This is a genomic window from Actinocrinis sp. (assembly GCF_035650855.1).
GTDB lineage: Bacteria > Actinomycetota > Actinomycetes > Streptomycetales > Catenulisporaceae > Actinocrinis.
In genome coordinates this window covers 1-19,730 of record NZ_DASRGV010000356.1, presented here as the reverse complement: position 1 = coordinate 19,730, position 19,730 = coordinate 1, and the positions used below count along the sequence as shown (strand labels likewise).

The window sequence follows — 19,730 nt, the reverse complement described above, 5'->3', positions numbered from 1 at the left end:
GACGTTCACCGTCGCCGGAGTGAACCTCACCCATCCCCGCCAGTCCAGCGGCCCGCTGCCCGCGCTCCCCCGGTTGCCGGTGCGCGAGCAGGGCGGCGTGATCCAGGTCTACGCTCCCGCATCTAGCCCTTCCGACCAGGGCTGATCCGTCATCGCGCCGCGCCGTCTACCGGCCGCACTCCAGCTAGGCTCGTTTCCAGCGCATCCGGAGACGAACACAGCCGGCGAGAGGAGCAGCGGTGGCCGAAGAGTCGGCGTGGAATCGGACCGTTCTGCGCGTCAACAACGAACGGCTGCTGCTCGGCAGGCTGCGCGCGGACGGGGCCACCTCGCGGGCCGAACTCGCGCGGATCACCGGCCTGTCCAAGCCCACGGTCTCGACCGCGCTCGGCCGGCTAGAGCGGGCCGGCCTGGTGCGCGAGGTGGGCAAGGTGGCCAACGCGGGCCGCGGCCGCTCGCCGGTGCTCTACGAGGCCGATCCGACGGCCGGGTACGCGATGGGCATCGACATCGGGCGCAGCTGGATCCGCGCGGCGGTGACCGACCTCGACGGCGTCGTGCTCGGCCGCGGCGACGAACGCAACCAGGCCGACGACGCGGATTCCCTGGTCGCCACCGCCGGGGCGCTGGCCAGGCGGGTCGCCGCGCAGGCGGGCCTGGAGTGGTCCAGCGTGCTGCACACGGTGGTCGGCAGCCCCGGCGTCACGGACAGCGCGACGCATTCGGTCCGCTACGCCGAGAACCTGCCCGGGTGGGGACGGCAGGGCGCGACCGACCTGCTGCAGCGCGAGCTGGGGACCGGGCTCGAGGTGGTGAACGACGCGAACCTCGCCGCGCTCGGTGAGTACTCGGTGGGCGCGGGCCAAGGCTGCGAGCTGTTCGTGTACTTACTCGTGGGGACCGGCATCGGCGCCGGGATCGTGGCCGGCGGGAAGCTGTTTCTCGGCGCGCATGGAGCCGCCGGGGAGGTCGGCTACCTGCCGTGGGGCGCCGACGGCACGGATGGCTCCGCGGGTGACGGCGCAGGCGACGCGCCGACGCGCGGGATGCTGGAAGATGCGGCGGCCGGCGAGGCGGTTCTCGCGCTGGCGCGGGCAAGCGGGCTGACGGAGGTCGGCTCCGCGAAGGAGGTCTTCGATGCGGCACGCGCCGGGGACAAGCGCGCGCTTGCGGTCGTCGGCCTGGAGGCCGAGCGGCTGGCGCACGCGGTCGCGGCGGTGGCCGCGGTGATCGACCCGGCGCTGGTGGTGCTCGGCGGCGGCATCGGCGACAACGCGGACCTGCTGCTGGAGCCGCTGCGCGCGGCGCTGCACCGGATCACCCCGCTGCGCCCCGGCCTGGTGCCCTCGCAGCTCGGCGGGGACGCGGTGCTGCGCGGAGCGATCGCCACCGCGGTGACCGCGGCGCGGGAACGGGCGTTCGAGGTCTGGAACGCCGGCTAGGCGCCGCGGGAGACCGCGTATGGAGACCGGCGCATGCAGACGGGCGGGGCGGTGGGCCGCGAGTGCCCACCGCCCCGCCCTCACCTCCCGGCTCCACCCACTAGAACCGGCTCAGAGGAGGATTCGCAGAACCCTGTTTCGAATCCTATAGGGTCAGGACACCGGGATGTCCAGCTTCGGCACGTTCCAGCCTGAGACGCTGATCACAGGCGAAGATCCGTTTAAGTCCACAGAGCTGTAGCTCGCGGTCAGGGTCTCGGACTCGCCGGGCCAGAGCGTGACGTCGTTGTCGCTCCAGATCGAGGTCTGCAACTCGTTGTCCCCGGACAGCTCCGCGCCGGACGCCGTGCCCCGGCGCACATCGGCGCGCAGGAAGAACGCGACCGTGGGTTTGTTCGAGTTGTTGGTGACCGTCACGGTGACCTGCCGGTCGGAGCCGGCCGGGCCCGGTACGGCCGAGGAGGTCGCGGTCGCGGTGACCGAGGCCTGCGCCAGGTTCTGCAGAGCCTTGAGGTTCGCGTACTGCGACATGGTGGCCTGCGGGTTGCCGATGGTCTTGGACCAGTTGACCGCGTCCGGCGTGGTCGACTCCCAGTAGACGTTGCGGTCCACGACCGAACCGCCGTGGCGGACCAGCAGCTCGACGAAGTAGACGGTGCCCGAGGCGGTGGGCACGCTCGGCTTGAGCACCGAGTTCTTCACCTGCTGGGAGGCCAGCGTCAGGCTGCCGGAGGTCTGGTCGTCGAGCAGCGAGCCCGCGGCGTTGTAGACCTTGGCTTCGACGGTGACGCCGGTCTGGCTCGCGCCGCTGAGGTTGTCCAGCGTGACGGTGCCCTTGTCCAGCGCGTAGATCGCGTGCAGCGACCGGTTGGCGGTCTGGGCGCCGAAGTACGCGCCGGCCTGGTCGTAGTCGTTGTTGTAGAGCGACCAGAGCAGCGTCGGCCAGCCCTTGTTCAGCTGCCAGTAGATGGTGCCGGTGGACGGCGCGGTGGAGTTGGTGGAGTGGTCGATGAAGGCTTCGAACTGCGCGCGGGTGTCCTCGTAGTTCTGCACCTGCGCCTCTTCGACGTACTGGTCGAGGCTGGACCACGCGCCGTAGCGGTCGGTGATCGCGGTGTCGAGGTTGTAGAGGGTGCCGAAGGCGTAGCCGGTGTGCTTCGTGCCCTCGTAGTTGTTGTGGTACTGGTTGGCGCTCGGCTTCTGCCAGAGGGCTGATTTGTCGGAGGAGGACAGGAAGCGGTTGATCGAGTCGAGGGTCGGGACGGTGTTGCCCGAGCTCTGCTCGCTGTCGTAGCCCCAGGAGCCGCCGGCGTTGGTCAGCGTCGAGTCGCCGCTGTCGTAGTGGCTGGTGTCGTACCAGTAGTTCGGCGGGACCCAGTCGTACGGGCCCTCCTTCTCTCCGGAGATGCCGAGCTGCGGGCTGCTGTTGTACTCGGCGGAGGAGATGAAGGGGCCTGAGTAGTCGGCCGCGGCGAAGCCCTTGAGCGCCAGCGACTCCTGGTTGGCGGTCGGCGCGTTGTCGCTCCACTGGAAGCTGAACACGGAGGGGTGGTTGCGCAGGCTCTCGCCGACGGTCTGCGCGGTGAGCTGGTAGTTCGCGTTCTGAGCGCTGGTGTAGCTGGTGGACTCCCAGAAGTCGCAGCACTGATATCCGGCGTTGACCAGGATGCCGGCGGCGTCCATCTGGCGGTACCAGTCGTCCGGCATCAGGTGCCCTTCGAGCCGGATCGTGTTGACGCCCATGGCCTTGAGCAGGCCGATCTGCCGCGCGGTGTCGGCCGGGTCGTAGCGAAGGAACAGGTCGGGGTCCCAGCCGCCGCCGCGGACCACGAGCGGCACGTTGTCGACCTTGAACGCGCGCACGCCGTCGGGCGCGGCGGTCGAGGCACCGGTGAGGTACGAGGTGACGGTGCGGATGCCGAAGGTTTCAGTGGTCGAGTTCAGCGACGTCGATCCCTGCGACACCGAGGTCGTGAGGGTGTAGAGCGGCTGCGCGCCGAGCTGGTAGGGCCACCAGATCTGCGGGTTGGCGAGGGCAAGGCTCGAATAGGACGAGGGCGCGAAGGTCACCGTCTGCGTCGATTTCGCAGCCACGGTCACCGACTGGCTCACGGTGATCAGCGTGCCGCCGCCGGGCGGGGTGATCGTGGCGGAAACGGTGCCCGTCTGCGAAGCCGATGAACTGTTCGTCACGTCGGCCTTCACAGTCAGCGCGCTGCTGCTGAGGTTCGCCGCGGTGTCCTGGTTGACGTGCGCGTTGCCGATCACCAGCGGGCCGCCGGTCTGCAGCTGCACCGGGAACTGGATGCCGGTGTTGTTGTCCGGCGGGATCTGGCTCCAGTCGACGTTGTCGAGCGTCAGCATGCTGCTCGGGTTGTTCGGGTGCAGCTCGATGGCGAGCGAGTTCGTGCCCGAACGCAGCAGGCCGGTGATGTCGAAGACGTTGCGCGCGTAGTCGCCGGTGACCGTGGCCGAGGTGGCGACCTCGGTGCCGTTCACCCACACGTCTGCGGCCCCGACGACGCCGTTGACGATGAGCTTGGCGTCTTGACCGCTCGACGGGGCGGAGAAGTCGGTGCGGTACCACCAGGGCACTGAGAACTGCGCGATCGTGTCCGCGCCTACCTTGGTCATCTGGCCGAAGCAGGACTTCATGTTGGTCGAGTAGTAGACGTTCGGGCAGGTGCCGTTCTGCAGCAGGGCACTGATCTCCGTCCCGGGCGCGCCGCCGCCGTCGTTGGCCACGCTCAACCAGCCGGAGGTGGAGAAGCCGGGCGTCGAGATCTGCGCCCCGCTCTGAGTGGCCGTGGCGCTGGTGAGCACCTTCCAGCCGCTGGCCGCGCCGAGGTTCGCGACGGCGGTCGAACCGGTCGGCGGATCAGCGTACGTATGCCGTGCGGTGGCGGAGGCGAGGCCGGTGGAGCCCGGGTGGGCGGACTGAGCCGGCGTGGCTCCCGAAGCGCCGCTCTGCAATGCCGCCGCGGTCGCGAAGCCCAAGGCCACCGCGGTCGTGATGAACAACCTGCCACGACGTGCCACTCGAACGATCATGCACGCTCCCGAACGTGGGTGTGGAGCAGTCAATCTTGTAAAGTTAGCTTACTTACCCATTTCGAGATGAAGGTACAACCGAGAAGTAGCGGGGTCAACGCCTTGGAGCGGCGGCCTCGGAACGAGTTCGCGACACGCGCAGCAGACGCTGCGCACTAGGCCCGTCGGCGGCGGCGCTCGATCACCTTGCCGTGCCTGAGCGTCCCGACCAGCTCGATCCGCAGCCGCGGCCAGTCGTCAGACCGCTCATTCAGCAGCTTCGTCTTGGAGTACTGGAGCGTCAGGCCGTCGGTGTCGACGACGATGCCGGGGCGGCTGACGATGAACAGCTTGCCGAGGTGCATGTCCATCTCGACGCGCAGCGTGTCCGAGGTGAGCACCGCTTCGGTGAAGTCGAGCGTGACGTCGCACAGGCGCGGCCGCAGCTCGATGCGGTGCGGCACGGTCCACCGCCCGTCCCGTACGAACTTGTTGCCGCGCTGCTCGACGACCAGCACGTCCTTCGGCGGCGCCACCGACCCGCTCGACGTGCTCAGCTGAGCGGCCGGCAGATCGGCCGTCAACGCCGCCAGCTCGCCGAACGTCTTGGCCGAGAGCGCCGCCTCCAAGCGGGCGTCGAGCTCCTCGGCGGTGAGGCGGCCGTCGCCGGCGGCCACGCGCAGCGCCTCCACGACGCGGTCGCGGTCCTCGTGCGACGCCCGGAGATCCGGCGCGGGCAAGTCACTCGACATGGCTTCAACGCTAGCCGTCACGAGCGCGGCGAATCCAGCCCGCGGCTGCGCAAAACCTCTGGCATGCAAAAGCCTCCAGCCCGCAAACCCGTCCGGCGACGGTGCCGGTTATCGCACGGCCGCCGAAGGCTCGATCGTCGGCGCGTCCGCGGTCGCGACGTGACAGGCGGCCTGGTGCCCTGGACCGAGGTCGCGCAGCCGTGGCGTCACCGAGGCGCATTCGTCGATCGCCAGCGGGCAGCGGGCCCGGAACCGGCAGCCCGGCTTGGGATCGATGACCGCGGGCGGCTCCGACTTGGCCGCCTCCGAGTCGACGCCGAGCGGGGCGCGCGGGTCCGGGACCGCCGAGAGCAGCAGGCTCGTATAAGGGTGTTTCGGGTCTGACAACACGGCTTCAGTGGGCCCTGATTCGACCACGTGTCCGCCGTACATGACCAGCAGCCGGTCCGAGACGTACCGGGCGCTGGCGATGTCGTGCGTGATGTAGAGGAATGAGACGCCCTCGGATTCCCGCAGCCGCGCCATCACGTTGAGCAGCCCGATGCGGATCGAGATGTCGAGCATGGAGACCGGCTCGTCGGCGAGGATCAGCTTGGGTTTGTACGCGAGCGCCTGGGCGAAGCCGATGCGCTGGCGCTGGCCGCCGGAGAGCTCGTACGGATAGCGGCCCAGGATGTCGGCGGCGGGCACCAGGCCGACCGCCTCGACCACTCGCTCCGCCTCCTCCTGCCGCTGCGTGTGGCTCAGCTCCGGCCGATGCAGCTTGAGTCCACGCAGAATGCCGTGCGAGACGCGGTAGGCGGGATTCAGGGAGCTGAACGGGTCCTGGAACACCATCGGCACGTCGCTGCGATAGGCGAGCTGCGCCTTGCGTCCGCGCACCGTCGCCAGCGACTTGCCCTGATAGCGGATCTCGCCGGCAGTCGGCCGATAGACGCGCGCGAGCAGCCGCGCGATGGTCGACTTGCCGCTGCCGCTCTCGCCGACCAGCGCGACGATCTCCCGCGGGTTGATCTCCAGGTCCACGTCGTCGACCGCGTGCAGGGTGCGCCGCGAAAAGCCGCCGCCCACCTTGAAATGCCGCGAGAGGCCGATCGTCTGGATCAGCGGCGCCCCGATGAGCGGCTCAGTCACGAGTTCACCTCCAGCGAGCGGGAAGCCTGCGGTTCGTCGTCGGAGGTGAGCAACAGGCAGCGCGCCTTGACCTCGCCCGCCTCGCCGATCTGATAGAGGTCAGGCTCCTGACTTCGACAGCGCTCCTGCACGACCGGACAGCGCGGGTGGAAGCGGCAGCCGGCCGGCGGATTGCCGAGATCGGGCGGGCTGCCCGGGATGCCCTTCAACTCGACGCGCTCGCCGTGGATAGACGGGAACGCGTCCAGCAGACCCTTGCTGTACGGGTGCGCCGGAGTGTCGAAGACGGTGCGCGTCGGGCCGGACTCGACCACCTGACCGGCGTACATCACTACAAGGCGGTCGGAAAACCGGCTGACCAGCGACATGTCGTGGGTGACGAAGATGACGGCGAAACCGAGCAGCTGTTGCAGCTCCTTGATCTGCACCATGAGCGAGCGCTGCGCGACCACGTCGAGGGCGGAGGTGGGCTCGTCCATGATGACCAGGTCCGGGGTGAACAGCAGCGCCATCGCGATCATCGCGCGCTGCCGCATACCGCCGGAGAGCTGGTGCGGGTAGCTCTTCAGGTGCACCGGATCGATCCCGACCAGCTCCAGCACTTCGACGCTGCGCTGCTTGATCTGTTCGGAGCTGTAGTCGGCATGCGCCTCGATCGCGTCCTTGAACTGCGCGCCGATGGTGCGCACCGGGTTGAGCGCGTTCATGGCGCTCTGCATGACGACCGAGTAGTCCCGCCAACGCAGCACATTGAGTTGCTTCTCGGTCATCGCGACGAGGTTGCGCCCCTTGAAGGTCACGCTGCCGCCGGTGGTGGAGGCGGGGGCGCTCAGCAGCCGGGCGATCGCGAACAGCAGGGTGGACTTGCCGCAGCCGGATTCGCCGACGACACCGAGGAATTCGCCGCGCCGCACGTCGAGATCGACCTTCGCCACGGCCACCGAGGCGCCGCGGGCGGTCGCGTATTCGACGGTCAGGCCGCGTACTTGGAGCAGCGGGGCGTCTGGGTCGGCCGGGGATTCGGCATCGGCGGGGTCTGGTGCGGGCGAGGTCTCGGTGCCGACCGGTGAGGGCGAAGCACCGGCCTCGGCCCCTGCCGCGGCTGAGGCCTTGGCGGCGACGGCGGCGCGTACCTTGCGCTCCTTGGCCTTGACCGGTCGCAGCGCCGGGTTGCTCAGTTCGTCGAAGGCGTAGTTCATCAGCGCGAAGGCGACGCCGAGCAGCGCGACGCACAGGCCCGGGGCGATCGACCACAGCGGGGCGCCGGTCTGCAGCGCCTGCTGGTTCTGCGCCCAGTAGAGCATCGTGCCCCAGCTCGACGAGTTCGGGTCGCCGAGGCCGAGGAACTGCAGGCCCGCCGCGCTGAGCACCGAGTACAGCGCCGCGCCGAGGAAGTTGGCCACGATCAGCGAGGTCATCGTCGGCAGGACTTCGAACACGATGATGTACGAGCGCCGTTCGCCGCGCACCCGCGCGGATTCGAGGAAGTCGCGGTTGCGCAGCGAGAGCGCCTGCGCGCGCATCTGGTTCGCTCCGTAGGCCCAGCCGGTGACGACCAGGACCACCAGCAGCACGGTCAGCGAGCCGTGCCCGGCGTACTTGGCCAGGATCACGATCAGCGGGAAGGCCGGGATGACCAGCGCCACGTTGGTGACCATGGAGAGCAGGTCGTCCATGACGCCGCCGAGATACGCCGCGGACACCCCGATCAGCACCGAGAGCACCGTGGCGAAGAACCCTGCGACGACCGCGATGATCAGCGACTGCCGGGTGCCGTAGATCAGCTGCGTGTAAATGTCCTGACCGAGCCCGGTGGTGCCGAGCAGGTGCCCGGTGGACGGCCCGAGCCGCGGCGGGAACTGCAGCGCGTTCGGGTCGTGCACCGAGGTGAACAGGCCGGGGAAGGCGGAGATCACCACGAAGACCAGCAGGATGACCGAACCGGCCATCGCCTTGCGGTTTCCGCGCAGCGCCCGCCAGAATCCGCCGCCCGAGCGGCGCGGCCTCGGCGCGGCTGCGGCAGTGCCCTGCAACACGGTCATCGGCCGCTACTCCTTCGCCCGCACGCGCGGATCGAGCCAGGCGGTCGCCAGATCGCAGATGAGCACCGCGACCAGGACGGCGACCGTGAAGAGCATGAAGAGGGTCTGCATCAGCGGGTAGTCGACGTTCTGCACCGCGCTGTAGAGCAGGTAGCCCAGGCCCGGATAGTTGAACACGTACTCGATCAGGATCGCGCCGGAGATCACGAACCCGAGCGACATGGCGAAGCCGGAGAGGTTCGGCAGGAAGGCGTTGCGGGCCGCGTAGCCGTACATGACCTTGCGGGTCGGCAGGCCCTTCGCGCGCCCCATCCGCACGTAGTCCTCGGCCAGCGTGGTGATCATGTTGTTGCGCATGGTCAGGATCCAGCCGCCGATCGAGGTGATCAGCAGGGTCGCGGCCGGCAGCACCGCGTGTTGCAGCACGCTGCCGATGAAGCCGGGCGAGAAGCCGGGCACCAGGCTGGTGTCGTAGTTGAAGTCGCTGGGCAGCAGCCCGTTGGTCCACACCGAGAACATCAGGATCAGCAGCAGCGCCACCCAGAAGTACGGCAGCGCCGAGGTGACCACGAACAGCGGCGGCAGGATCGCGTCGAGCCGCCCGCCGCGCTTCCAGCCGGCCACGATGCCGATCAGCGTGCCGAGCGCGAAGGCCAGCACCGTGGTGATTCCGACCAGGCCGAGCGTCCACGGCAGCGCCTGGCCGATGATCGTGGTCACCGGCTCGCCGAGCGCCTGGCCGATCGAGAGGCCCCAGTGCCCGCTGAGCATGTTGCCGAGGTAATCAAGGTACTGCGCCCCGAGGTTCTGGTTCGGCTTGAACCCGAAGGAGCTGAGCATCTGCTGGAGCGTCGCCTCGGACACCTTGCCGCGGGTGCGGTCGCGCAGCGCGTTGACCGGATCCCCCGGCATGAACCGGGGGATGAAGAAGTTCAGCGTCAGCGCCGCCCACAAGGTGAGCAGGAAGAACCCGCCGCGCCGCAGGACGTGTTTCACTTCGGTTCGCTCCTCCCGCTTCCCGCCGGGCCGGCCCAGACGGCCCGGCGGGAAGAGTGGTGCCGCTCGCGGCTACTGGGCCGACTTCGAGTACAGGTGCAGCAGCACCTGACCGGCGTCGGGGAAGTTGAACGCGGCGGGCTGGGCGTAGGGGTCGTCCTGCGTGGGCCAGCCGCCGATGTCCGCGGTGTTGTACTGGAACCAGTCCACTGACTCGGTCACCGGGATGATCGGGACGTCCTTGACCATCGCCGCCTCGACCTGCTTGATCAGCGATACCTGGGTCGCGTCGTCCGCGGTGGCGTACTGGTTGAACAGCGCGTCCACGGCCGGGTTCTTGTAGCGCTCGTAGTTGCTGTTGGCGCTCTGGCCGATCGGCGCGGTGTTCGCCGAGTCCAGGATCTCGCGCAGCTCGTAGTACGGAGTCGGGCCGCCGGTCAGCTGGCCGTAGTAGGCCAGGTCGTAGTCGCCGGTGAACAGCTTCGTGTCAAAGGTCTGCTGCGCCAGGTCGCTGACCGAGAGGTTGATGCCGATCGGCGCGAGCTCCTGCTTGATCACCGCCAGCGAGGCGTCCCAGTCGGTGTAGCCGGTGATGGTGATGACGGTCAGGTTCAGCGGATGCGCGGGCGAGTAGCCGGCGCTGGAGAGCAGCTGCTTCGCCTTCGCCTGGTCCGGCTTGTCGTATCCAGCGGAGGAGACCGCCGCTGCGTCGTAGTACTTCTGGAAGGTGGGCAGCACCACGCCGGACTGGTTGGCGGCCGGCTCCTGCCCGCCCTCGCCGATCGCAGAGACCTGCGAACGGTCGATCGCGGCGGAGATGGCCTGCCGCACGGCGAGCGTGCTCGTGGCCTTGTGCGACGGATCGAGGTTCGGGTACAGCGAGACGTTGAGCACCGGCGGGGACCAGGTGTGGTTGTCCGCGGACTTGTTCAGGTAGAACTGCTGGATGCCGGGGATGAACTGGCTGCCCCACTGCGCCTTTCCGCTGGCCAGGTCGAGGTTCGCGGGGCCGTTGTCCAGGTAGGCCGGATACTCGACCTTCTGGATGTAGGGCTTGCCGGCCTGCCAGTAGTCCGGGTTGGCGGTGTACTGGATGTTGTTCGGCGAGCACGGGTTGACCATGAACGGCCCGGTGCCCACCGGGTTGGTGTCCGCCCAGGTGTCCGGGTGCGCGGCGGCGTCCCCGGAGCCGAAGACGTGCTTCGGCACGATCATCACCTGGTCGGCGAAGAAGTAGAAGTACGGCTGCGCGGGCTGCTTGAAGGTCAGCGTGACCTTGTTCCCGGAGGCAGTGGCGCTCTGCAGTCCGGCCGCCGTCCACAGCGCGTACAGGTCCGTCGCAGGGACCTGCTTCATCAGGTTGAAGGTGAACGCGACGTCGTCGGCGCCGAACGGCTGGCCGTCGTTCCACTTCACCCCGTCGCGGATGGTGAAGACGATCGAGGTCTTGTCCGCGTTCCACTGGTAGCCGGTGGCCAGCATCGGGGTCTCGGCCGAGTTGTTGAGTTCGTCCACGAAGATCAGCGGCTCGTAGACGAAGCCGTTGGACTCCAGGTAGGCGGCCGGGTTGAACGGGTTGAACCGGCAGGTCCAGGTCTGGCCCTGCTCATTGGAGATGGTGACCGTGCCGCCCTTCTTGTGCGGGCCGTTGTCCGAGGCACCCGCGCTGGTGGAGGCGGAGGTGGTACCGCCGCGGTGCTGCGTGCTCGAACACGCGCTGGCAGTCAGGCAGATCGCCGCGGCGGCGGCGAGCAGCCGGGCAGAGCGTCTTGTCATCCTGCTAATCCCTTCGTGAAAGTCCTTGTGCCGCCGGGGCCGAGTCGTCGGGGAGCGCGCTCTTGGGAAGCGTGCCGTCGTGGGGAGAGCCATCGAGGAGCGTGTTGCCGCTGAGCGTGTCGTCGGATCCTGATTCGCCGTCCCGTGCGGCGGCCAGGGCGAGGGCGAGCGCGCCGAGCAGCGGTGCGTCGTAGGGATACGCGGCGCGGACCAGTTCGGGCGGATAGGGCACCGCGGCGTCCAGCGCTCGGCGCAGGCCGTCGCGGATCGGCGCCCAGGAGCGCACCAGTCCGCCGCCGACCGCGATCCGCACCGGGTCAACCGCGATCGCCAGGTTGACCAGATGGAAGGAGAGCTCTGCGACGAAGCGGTCGACTAGCCGGGCCGGCTTGGGATCGGCGCCCTCCGACCTGGCCGACTCGGCTCGGGCGAAGAACTCGGCGGCGAGCGCCCCGACGTCCTCGTGGGCGTCGCTCTCGCCGTTCCCGGGCAGCAGGGCCGCGGCCTCGATCATCAGGGCCTTGCCGCTGACGACGTCCTCGAGCGGGATGCGCTGCGCGGCGCCGAGGCCCACGTCGTCGAGCCGGCGCAGGTTGTAGCCGATCTCCCCGGAGGCGCCGTTGCGGCCGTCGATCACCGAGCCGTTGGCCACGATCGCGACCGCGAGACCGGTGCCCAGGTTGAGGTAGATCGCCGGATCGCAGCCGGCCAGCGCGCCCGATTCGGCTTCGACCCGTGCCGCCGCCTTCACATCGGTGGCCAGCCGGATCCGCGCGCCGGGGAAGGCCTCGCGCAGTTCCCGGCCGAGGGCCAGGTTGTCCCAGCCGGGAATGTTCGGGGCGAGCGCGACGCCGTCCTCGCCCGGGATGCCGATGGTCGCCACGCCCACGGCGGCCAGCGGACGGCCGGGCGCGACCGTGTCCAGCAGTTCGCGCGCGGCCTGGATCGCCCCGGCGAGGCTGGCGGCGGCGCCGAGCCCGGCCAGGGTGTCCCGGGTGGCCGAGCCCAGCCGGGTTCCGTCCGTTTGCGCCACGGCCAGGGCGGTCTTGGTCCCGCCGAAGTCCAGCCCCAGCACGACCGGTGGTGCGTCCACGCGCGGCTCCCGAGTTCCGGCTGCCCCGCGGCCGAGCCTGGCCGCGAATTTGTAAGGAAGTTAAACTATATGCGGGCGGCACGCAATGGCCCCGCGTAAATGATCAATAACGGCTGCGCAACGTTCTCGGGTCGCGGTGCGCATCCGGCGTTCCGGCGGTGGCGGTGGCAGTGGGCGGTCGAGCACCGGGCACGGAGATATGGCTGCGGAGACACGGCTGCGCCGCACCGCCTGAACTCGCTCAGGCGGTGCGGCGCAGCGGGTCGCGGATCCGGCGGGGAGGTCAGCCCTGCAGGTAGTCGATCAGATGCTGCTTCTCGTCCTCGAGTTGGCTGATGGTGCTCTTGACCACGTCACCGATGCTGACGATGCCGACGAGGCGGTTCTGGGAGACCACGGGGATGTGCCGGAACCGGCGCAGGGTCATCGTCTCGCGCAGTTCGTCCAGCGGGTCCTCGGGGTGGCAGGTCTTCACCTCCAGCGTGGCTATCTGCTCGACGGGCGCGTCCAGGACCGCGGCGCCCCGGTCGTGCAGGCGGCGCACCACGTCGCGCTCGGAGACGATGCCGGCGACCGTGATTCCGTCCGGGGAGACCACGACCGCGCCGATATTGTGCTGGGCCAGCAGAGCCAGCAGGTCGCGGCAGGTGGCGTCGGGACGGACGGTGACGACGCCACCGCCCTTGTGCGCGAGTACGTCTCGGACCCTCATGGTGTCCTCCGCCTTTGGAGTTCGGCCTGGGTTCCTATCACCGTGACCGACAAAGCGGCCGGGCGCCAGCCCTTGAGGCAAAGGTTTCCCCGAGTGGAGGTATACGGGAGGTAGTAGGGCAGATCGGGCGGGGGGCCGGGACGGCTCGGGACAGCCGAGGACGCCTTAGGACGGTGCGTGCGGAAACGGCTGCTGATCTAGCAGCCCGCTCTCGTACGCGACGATCACCAGCTGCGCCCGGTCGCGCGCGCCGAGCTTCATCAGCAGCCTGCTGACGTGGGTCTTGACCGTCGGCGAGGCCAGATGCAGGTGTTCGGCGATCTCAGCGTTGGACAGGCCGCGGCCGATCAGCGCCAGCACCTCGTGTTCGCGGTCGGTGACCCCGTCGAGCGAGACGCGCGGCGCGCGGGAGGGTTGCGGCGAGCGGCTGAACTGCTCGATCAGGCGCCGGGTGACGGTCGGCGCGAGCAGCGCTTCCCCGGCGGCGACGACGGTGATCGCGTCGAGCAGCTGCGCCGGAGCGGTGTCCTTGAGCAGGAATCCGCTCGCGCCGGCACGCAGCGCCGCGTATACGTACTCGTCGAGGTCGAAGGTGGTCAGGATCAGGACCCGAGCACCGCACGACCTTGATTCGGCGCAGTCGGAGTCGCCCCCGGCGTCGACCTCGGCGCTCTTGCGGGAAGCGGCGATGATCTGGCGGGTGGCTTCGATGCCGTCGAGCTTCGGCATGCGCACATCCATCAGCACCACGTCCGGAGCTTCCCGCAGCGCCAGCTCGACCGCCTCGACCCCATCCGCCGCCGCGCCGACCACTGTCATGCCCGGCGCCGAGTTCACCAGCACCTCGAACGCGCCGCGCACCAGGGCCTGATCGTCCGCGATCAGTACTCTGATCATGCACTGCCGCCTTCCAGCAGCAGGCCGGGCTCGGACGGGCGACTGGGCTCGGACGGCCGGCCGGCTTCCGGCGGCAGGTCCGGCTCCGTCCAGCGGCCGCGATCCACCGGCAGGCTGGCCGCGACCCGAAACCCGCGCAACGGCAGCGGCCCGGCTTCGAATCCGCCGCCATGCAGTGCCGCGCGCTCGCGCATGCCGATGAGGCCGTGGCCGTGACCGGCCTGCGCGCCGGGATCCGTGACAGTGTTCTGATCAGACGCGCGCGCCCCGGCGCCGACTCCGTCGTCCGTGACCTCGATGGTCAGCGCGTCGTCCGCATAACCGAGGCGGATCCGGCACCGATCGGTGCGCGCGTGCTTCACCACATTGGTCAGCGCTTCCTGCACGATTCGATACGCCGACAACTCCACTCCCCCGGGCAACGCCCGCTGCGTTCCGCGGATATCCACGTCCACGGCTGTGCCCGCCTGCCGTACCCGGCGGATCATTTCATCGAGGTCTGCGATACGCGGCGCCGGGGCACGTACCGCCTCTCCAGAGTCTTCACGCAGCACTCCGAGGAGCTGCCGCAACTCGGCAAGCGCCTCCCGGCCGGTCGTCTCGATCACCGCCAGCGCCGAGCGCGCCTGCTCAGGTTGCGTGTCGAGGACGTGGCCTCCTACTCCCGCCTGCACGGTGATCACGCTCATGCTGTGCGCGACCACGTCATGCAGCTCGCGGGCGATGCGCAGCCGCTCCTCGGTCACCGTACGCCAGGCCAGTTCGTGCTGTGCCCGCACCTGGTCCTGCGCCTGTACCCGGACCGCCTCGACGTACGCGCGCTGCCTGCGCACGGCGAAGCCGATCGCCCAAGCGGCACAGAGCACGGCCGCGGGCGAAACCGATTGCGCGAGGAAGACCCACTGCTGCTGCCTGGAGTTCTCGAGCATCGGCCGGTCCGGAGCCCCGCCGAAGGTCAGCAGCAGCATGAAGATCAAGCCGAGCAGCGCGCTGAGCGAGACCCGCTTCGGACGCACGGCGGCCACGATGTACAGCGCGAGCCCGACCGCGATGAAGGGGTCGCGCTGGAAGCCGCCCAGGTACGAGACCACGCAGGCGACGAAGGACAGCGCGAGCATGGAGAGCGGGGCGAGCCTGCGCAACGCGATCGCGACGCCTGAGAGCACGGCCGCGGTCGCCCCCACCGCCATGGGCATGTGCACCGCCCGCGGAAAAAGCGGTGAGAGCGCCGACCTGAGCAGCAGCAGGTTGAGCACGAAACCGACCGCCGCGTCCACGACATACGGCGACACGCGCCGCCACTCGATCGCGGAGAGTTTCACGCCCTGACCGTAATGCGCACGCGCTGCCTGCGCATCGTCCCGCAGATGTACCGCGGCAGCTCATCCCGAGGGCGTAAGCACGGGCGCCACCATCCCGCGCGTACTGCTCGTGGCTCGATCGCGGATCGATACGCCGGGCCGACGACATACGAAGCGCCTGCCGGGACGCTGGCCTGGTCAGCAACACAGCGGACCCGGCCCCGCGCCGAGGTCCCGAGTCCGGGGAGTTCCAGGTGATCGAAATCAAGGACGTGAGCAAACGCTACGGCGGGAAACTCGCGGTGGACGGCCTTTCCTTCAACGTGCGGCCGGGCATGGTCACCGGCTTCCTCGGCCCGAACGGCGCGGGGAAGAGCACCACGATGCGCATGATTCTCGGCCTCGACGAACCGGACCGGGGCGAGGTCACCATCGACGGCCGCCGATACAACGAGTTCAAGCGGCCGCTCTACCGCGTCGGCGCGCTCCTCGATGCGACGGCGGTGCACGGAGGCCGCAGCGCACGCGCGCATCTGGAGTCGCTGGCCCGCAGCAACGGGATGCGGCGCGGACGCGTTGACGCCGTACTGGAGCAGGTCGGCTTGACCGAGGTGGCCTCGAAGCACGTCGGGGGCTTCTCGCTCGGCATGAAGCAGCGCCTCGGCATCGCGGCGGCGCTGCTCGGCGAACCCCAGGTGCTCATGTTCGACGAGCCGGTCAACGGCCTTGATCCGCAGGGTGTGCGCTGGGTGCGCGGGCTGTTCCGGTCGCTGGCCGCGGAAGGCCGCACGGTGCTCGTCTCCAGCCATCTGCTCAGCGAGATGGCGCAGACCGCGGACCACCTGGTGGTGATCGGGCGCGGCCGGCTGATCGCGGACACCGGGGTCGAGGAGTTCGTGGAGGCGGGTTCGGCCGGCCGGATTCTGGTGCGCACGCCCTACGGCGGCGACCTGGCCCGGCTGCTGGTGGCGGAGGGCGCGCAGGTCGAACAGGTGGAGCAGGCCGAGCACGGGATGCTCGCGGTGACCGGCGTGACGCAGGAGCGCATCGGCGATGTGGCGGCCGCACACGGGTTGGCGATCCACGAACTACGAGCGGACCGCGCGTCTCTCGAGGAGGCGTTCATGGAGCTGACCGAGGAAAGCGTCGAGTACCGCGCATCGAGCGGACGCGACGGCTCCGCAGAAGTAGTAGACGCACAAGCGGCGACGGGAGGGCCCCGATGAGCATCGCGACCCCATCAGAAGCCACGGGTAACGGAGCCGGCAGTGGAGCCCGCGCCCGGGCGAATACGGGCTCCCATCCCCCCCTCGGCGGCCCAGCCGCCAGATTCCTAGACCTGCTCGCCGCCGAGTGGATCAAGTTCCGTTCAGTGCAGAGCACGTACTGGGCGGTGGTGTGCGCGGCCGTGCCGTCGATCCTGGTCGGCATCCTGATCGCCCAGAACGTCCGGTCCAACTGGGCCAACCTCAGCACGCACCCGGATTTCCACTTCGACGCGCTCGCCTCCAGTTTCGACGGCTTCGAATTCAGCCAGCTGGTCATGGGCGTGCTCGGGGTGCTCGTGATCAGCTCCGAGTATGCCAGTGGCCTGATTCGCGCCACCATCGCCGCCACACCGCAGCGGCGCGCGGTACTCGCGGCGAAGACCGTGATGATCGGCGCCTTCACGCTGCTGTGTGGCGAGATCCTGGCGTTCGCCGCGTTCTTCCCGGTCCAGGCGATCATGCACGGGGTCGGCGCCGGCTTGTCCATCGGCTCGCCAGGGGCGCTGCGCGCGGTGCTCGTCGCGGGCTTCTACCTCGCCGTGCTGGCGCTGATCGGACTGGCGTTCGGGGTCCTGCTGCGGCATACGGCCTGGGCCATCTGCGCGGTGTTCGGACTCGTGTTCATCCTGCCCGGCGTGGTTTCGGCCTTCCCCGCGCCGTGGGGCGACCGGATCGGCCAGTTCCTGCCCACTGACTGCCTCGGGCAGCTGATCGCGCAGCAACCGCACGCCAACGATCTCTCCCGGCCGTGGTCGTTCGTGGTGATCGTCGCCTACCCGGTCGTGCTGCTCGCGCTCGCGCACTATGTCCTGCGGAAACGCGACGCGTGATGACTTAAGGCCGCTGGCCACGACCGAACTCTTCCCATAAGTCAGCCCGAATGACAATCTGTGGCATGGCTCGCGACGAACCCGAGGGACCGATGCGTAGTCGGTCCTTCGCCACTTCGTCCGCGAGGCGGGGGCCAGGTCATCCACGGCCGCCCAAGGAGCCACCCGGTGCGCACCCGACTACATAGAGCATCGATGGTCGCCAGCGCTGCCATGCTCGCCTGTGTCGCCGTCGCCGCGCACCCGGTCGCGGCGAACGCGGACGACACGTCCACGGTGGGTTGGGTCAGGCTCGCGCAGCTCTCACCGACGATGACGCCGGTCGACGGGTACCTTTCCCCGTCCGCCGGCTCAGGCACACAGAGCCCGCAGAACACCCAGAGCACACAGAGCACGCAACCGGCGATGACGCACGCGACGTACGGAACGATGTCGCAGTACCAACCCGTCGCGCCGGGCGGCTACACGGTGGCGATGCGCGGGGCGGGTAGCCCGGCGACCGCAAACCCGCTGGCTACAACCCAGCTCGCCGTGGCGGCAGGACAGGCGTACACGGTCGCGTCCTTCGGGACGAGCGCGGTCAAGCTCCAGGTCCTCAACGATGAGCTCGCGGCGCCTGCTGGAATGGCGGGCATACGCGTGATCGAGGCGTCGCGGCAGAGCCCCACCGCGTCGGTGTTGTTGGGCACGCAGAGCTTGGCGGCCAACCTGCGTTCGCCGGGTGCCTCGCCGTACCAGTCAGTCGCGCCGGGAATGAGCGCGCTGGTCGTGACGACCAAGGCCGCCACGACGCAGACGGTGTCCACCAACCTGGCCGCGAACAGCACGTACAGCGTCGTGATCTTGGACGGAGCGGAGGACGTCGCGCGCGTGCTCGTGGTCAACGACGCGAGCGGGATGAGCGCGATGCCGAAGGGCGGGGTGAGCACGGGTTTCGGCGGCACGGCCGAAAAGGCGGGGGCGGTTGGCAGCGGCGCACAGACGGTCCCCGCGCTGTGGGTAATCCTCGCCGCAGCAGGGTTCGGCGTCGTGGCCTTCACCGCCAGACGGCGGTTCCGGTGATGCGAATGAGCGCGCGATGAAATGGCAACCGAAGCACGCCAGGCCGCACCAGTGGTTCATGAAGGACGGGCGGCCCTCACTGGGACGCGTCGCCGCAGCCGCACTCGGCGTGGCCGCAGTCGTCGGGGTGACCGCCGCCATCGCGCGAGGCGCCACCACCTCCACTCCGGCAGCGAAGCCCCCAGCACCAGTAGTGGTGCCGATCGCGTCCCCCACCGGCGACGACGCGAGCGCGAGCAGCTCGCCGACCGCCGACGCGCGTCCGGTGTCGATCGACATCCCGGTGATCAACGTGCACACCACGCTGCAAACGCTCGGCCTCGACGGCTCCGGCGCGCTCCAGCCGCCGACGAACCTGACCGAGGCCGGCTGGTACACCGGCAGCCCGGTGCCCGGCCAGGTCGGCCCCGCGGTGATCGCAGGGCACGTCGACTCCTTCAACGGCCCTGCCGTCTTCTTCGACGTCAAGCAGCTAAATCCCGGCGACCGGATCACCGTCGGCCTCAGCTCCGGCCAGAACGTGACGTTCCAGGTCATGCTGGTGAAGCACTATCCGAAGACTGATTTCCCCACGGCGGACGTCTACGGCGCGCGGCCAGACCCGGAGCTGCGGCTGATCACCTGCGGCGGGGCCTTCGCCGACGGGCACTACCTGGACAACATCGTGGTGTACGCGACGCTGGCCAAGTGAGCCCAAAGCTCAACCAAGCTGGCCCTCAACTTCGAGCACGAAGATACCCCGCCGCAGCAGGCGCACGCTTCACACATTCGCGGTCAGCTGATGTTCTGACGACCGATTGAGATTACACATTCGAGATCATGCTCACTCACTCTCACTACTTCGACTCAGGAGCCGCGCGGCGGTCTCGATCACCGCGTCGCCGACCGCCGTCAGCGCGGGCGAGCCGAGCTTCCACTGCTGCCAGTGCAGGGGCACGTCGACCGGCAGGTCGGGAGCGATCTCGACCAGATCGGCGGCGGCGCGCTCGGTGACCTGGATGTCCGGGAGCATGCCCCAGCCGAAGCCCGAGGCCACTGCCTCGAAGAACGCCTCGGAGGCCGGAACGTAGTGCCGCGGGCCTGAGGTGACGCGCGGGCCGAGCCGGCGTAGGAATTTGTCCTGAAGATCGTCTCTTCGGTTGAAGATCACGACCGGCGCGCTGCTGATCGCCTGACGCAACGGTGCCTGCGATAACCATCTTTCCGCGAACTCGGGCGTCGCCATCGAGCGGTAACGCATCTGGCCGAGCTTACGCACGATGCAGCCCTGTACCGGTTGCGGCGACGAGGAGACCGCGGCCATGACCAGGCCTTGGCGGAGTAGCTGGTCGGTGTAGTCCTGGTCCTCGCGGTGCAGCTCGTAGCAGATCCTTAGCTCGGGGGGTACGTTCGCGA

At 69.1% G+C, this 19,730-nt stretch carries 16 protein-coding genes; 5 read left to right on the top strand and 11 right to left on the bottom strand.

What is annotated here, in order from left to right; all coding sequences use genetic code 11:
• The first annotated feature begins 239 nt into the window (after positions 1-239).
• Positions 240-1,442 (top strand): ROK family transcriptional regulator, encoded by a 1,203-nt coding sequence (locus tag VFB40_RS25020; RefSeq protein WP_324854812.1) that lies wholly within the window; start codon positions 240-242, stop codon positions 1,440-1,442.
• 153 nt (positions 1,443-1,595) lie between these two features.
• Here VFB40_RS25020 and VFB40_RS25015 read toward each other — a convergent pair whose 3' ends face one another.
• From VFB40_RS25015 to VFB40_RS24970, 10 genes are all read right to left on the bottom strand, one after another.
• The gene (locus tag VFB40_RS25015; protein ID WP_324854810.1) at positions 1,596-4,493 is read right to left on the bottom strand and encodes a glycosyl hydrolase 2 galactose-binding domain-containing protein; all 2,898 of its coding nucleotides are present in this window, start codon (positions 4,491-4,493) and stop codon (positions 1,596-1,598) included.
• 155 nt (positions 4,494-4,648) lie between these two features.
• Entirely contained in the window at positions 4,649-5,224 is a 576-nt protein-coding gene (locus VFB40_RS25010; protein ID WP_324854808.1) for a DUF1707 SHOCT-like domain-containing protein, read from the bottom strand.
• Between the two features lie 108 nt (positions 5,225-5,332).
• A complete protein-coding gene (locus VFB40_RS25005) occupies positions 5,333-6,358 on the bottom strand; it encodes an oligopeptide/dipeptide ABC transporter ATP-binding protein (protein ID WP_324854806.1) in 1,026 nt (341 codons plus the stop codon).
• Positions 6,355-8,400 (bottom strand): dipeptide/oligopeptide/nickel ABC transporter permease/ATP-binding protein, encoded by a 2,046-nt coding sequence (locus VFB40_RS25000; protein WP_324854804.1) that lies wholly within the window; start codon positions 8,398-8,400, stop codon positions 6,355-6,357. The genes VFB40_RS25005 and VFB40_RS25000 overlap by 4 nt, the downstream gene beginning before the upstream one ends.
• A gap of 6 nt (positions 8,401-8,406) precedes the next feature.
• Positions 8,407-9,396 (bottom strand): ABC transporter permease, encoded by a 990-nt coding sequence (locus VFB40_RS24995; RefSeq protein ID WP_324854801.1) that lies wholly within the window; start codon positions 9,394-9,396, stop codon positions 8,407-8,409.
• 72 nt (positions 9,397-9,468) lie between these two features.
• Positions 9,469-11,172, bottom strand: a complete 1,704-nt coding sequence (locus VFB40_RS24990) for an ABC transporter substrate-binding protein (RefSeq protein ID WP_324854797.1) — start codon at positions 11,170-11,172, stop codon at positions 9,469-9,471.
• Positions 11,173-11,176: 4 nt separating this feature from the next.
• Positions 11,177-12,265: an ROK family protein gene (locus VFB40_RS24985; protein WP_324854795.1), complete on the bottom strand. Its 1,089-nt coding sequence runs from the start codon at positions 12,263-12,265 to the stop codon at positions 11,177-11,179.
• A 283-nt stretch (positions 12,266-12,548) separates the two neighbouring features.
• Positions 12,549-12,977 (bottom strand): CBS domain-containing protein, encoded by a 429-nt coding sequence (locus VFB40_RS24980; RefSeq protein WP_324854794.1) that lies wholly within the window; start codon positions 12,975-12,977, stop codon positions 12,549-12,551.
• Between the two features lie 165 nt (positions 12,978-13,142).
• Positions 13,143-13,874, bottom strand: a complete 732-nt coding sequence (locus tag VFB40_RS24975; protein WP_324854792.1) for a response regulator — start codon at positions 13,872-13,874, stop codon at positions 13,143-13,145.
• On the bottom strand, positions 13,871-15,196 hold the full coding sequence (locus VFB40_RS24970; RefSeq protein ID WP_324854790.1) for a sensor histidine kinase: 1,326 nt from the start codon (positions 15,194-15,196) through the stop codon (positions 13,871-13,873). The genes VFB40_RS24975 and VFB40_RS24970 overlap by 4 nt, the downstream gene beginning before the upstream one ends.
• A gap of 233 nt (positions 15,197-15,429) precedes the next feature.
• Between VFB40_RS24970 and VFB40_RS24965 the strand changes: the two genes are divergently transcribed.
• From VFB40_RS24965 to VFB40_RS24950, 4 genes are all read left to right on the top strand, one after another.
• Positions 15,430-16,401 (top strand): ABC transporter ATP-binding protein, encoded by a 972-nt coding sequence (locus VFB40_RS24965; protein WP_324854788.1) that lies wholly within the window; start codon positions 15,430-15,432, stop codon positions 16,399-16,401.
• Positions 16,398-17,273: an ABC transporter permease subunit gene (locus VFB40_RS24960; protein WP_324854785.1), complete on the top strand. Its 876-nt coding sequence runs from the start codon at positions 16,398-16,400 to the stop codon at positions 17,271-17,273. Before VFB40_RS24965 ends, VFB40_RS24960 begins: the two co-directional genes overlap by 4 nt.
• 195 nt (positions 17,274-17,468) lie before the next feature.
• Complete coding sequence (locus VFB40_RS24955; RefSeq protein WP_324854783.1) at positions 17,469-18,335, top strand: DUF4397 domain-containing protein; 867 nt, start codon at positions 17,469-17,471, stop codon at positions 18,333-18,335.
• A gap of 16 nt (positions 18,336-18,351) precedes the next feature.
• Positions 18,352-19,026 carry a class F sortase gene (locus VFB40_RS24950; protein ID WP_324854781.1) on the top strand — a complete coding sequence of 225 codons (675 nt, stop codon included), beginning with the start codon at positions 18,352-18,354 and terminating at the stop codon, positions 19,024-19,026.
• Positions 19,027-19,158: 132 nt separating this feature from the next.
• Here VFB40_RS24950 and VFB40_RS24945 read toward each other — a convergent pair.
• The coding region (locus VFB40_RS24945) for an ArgP/LysG family DNA-binding transcriptional regulator (RefSeq protein WP_324854779.1) at positions 19,159-19,730 on the bottom strand (572 nt) is incomplete at its 5' end.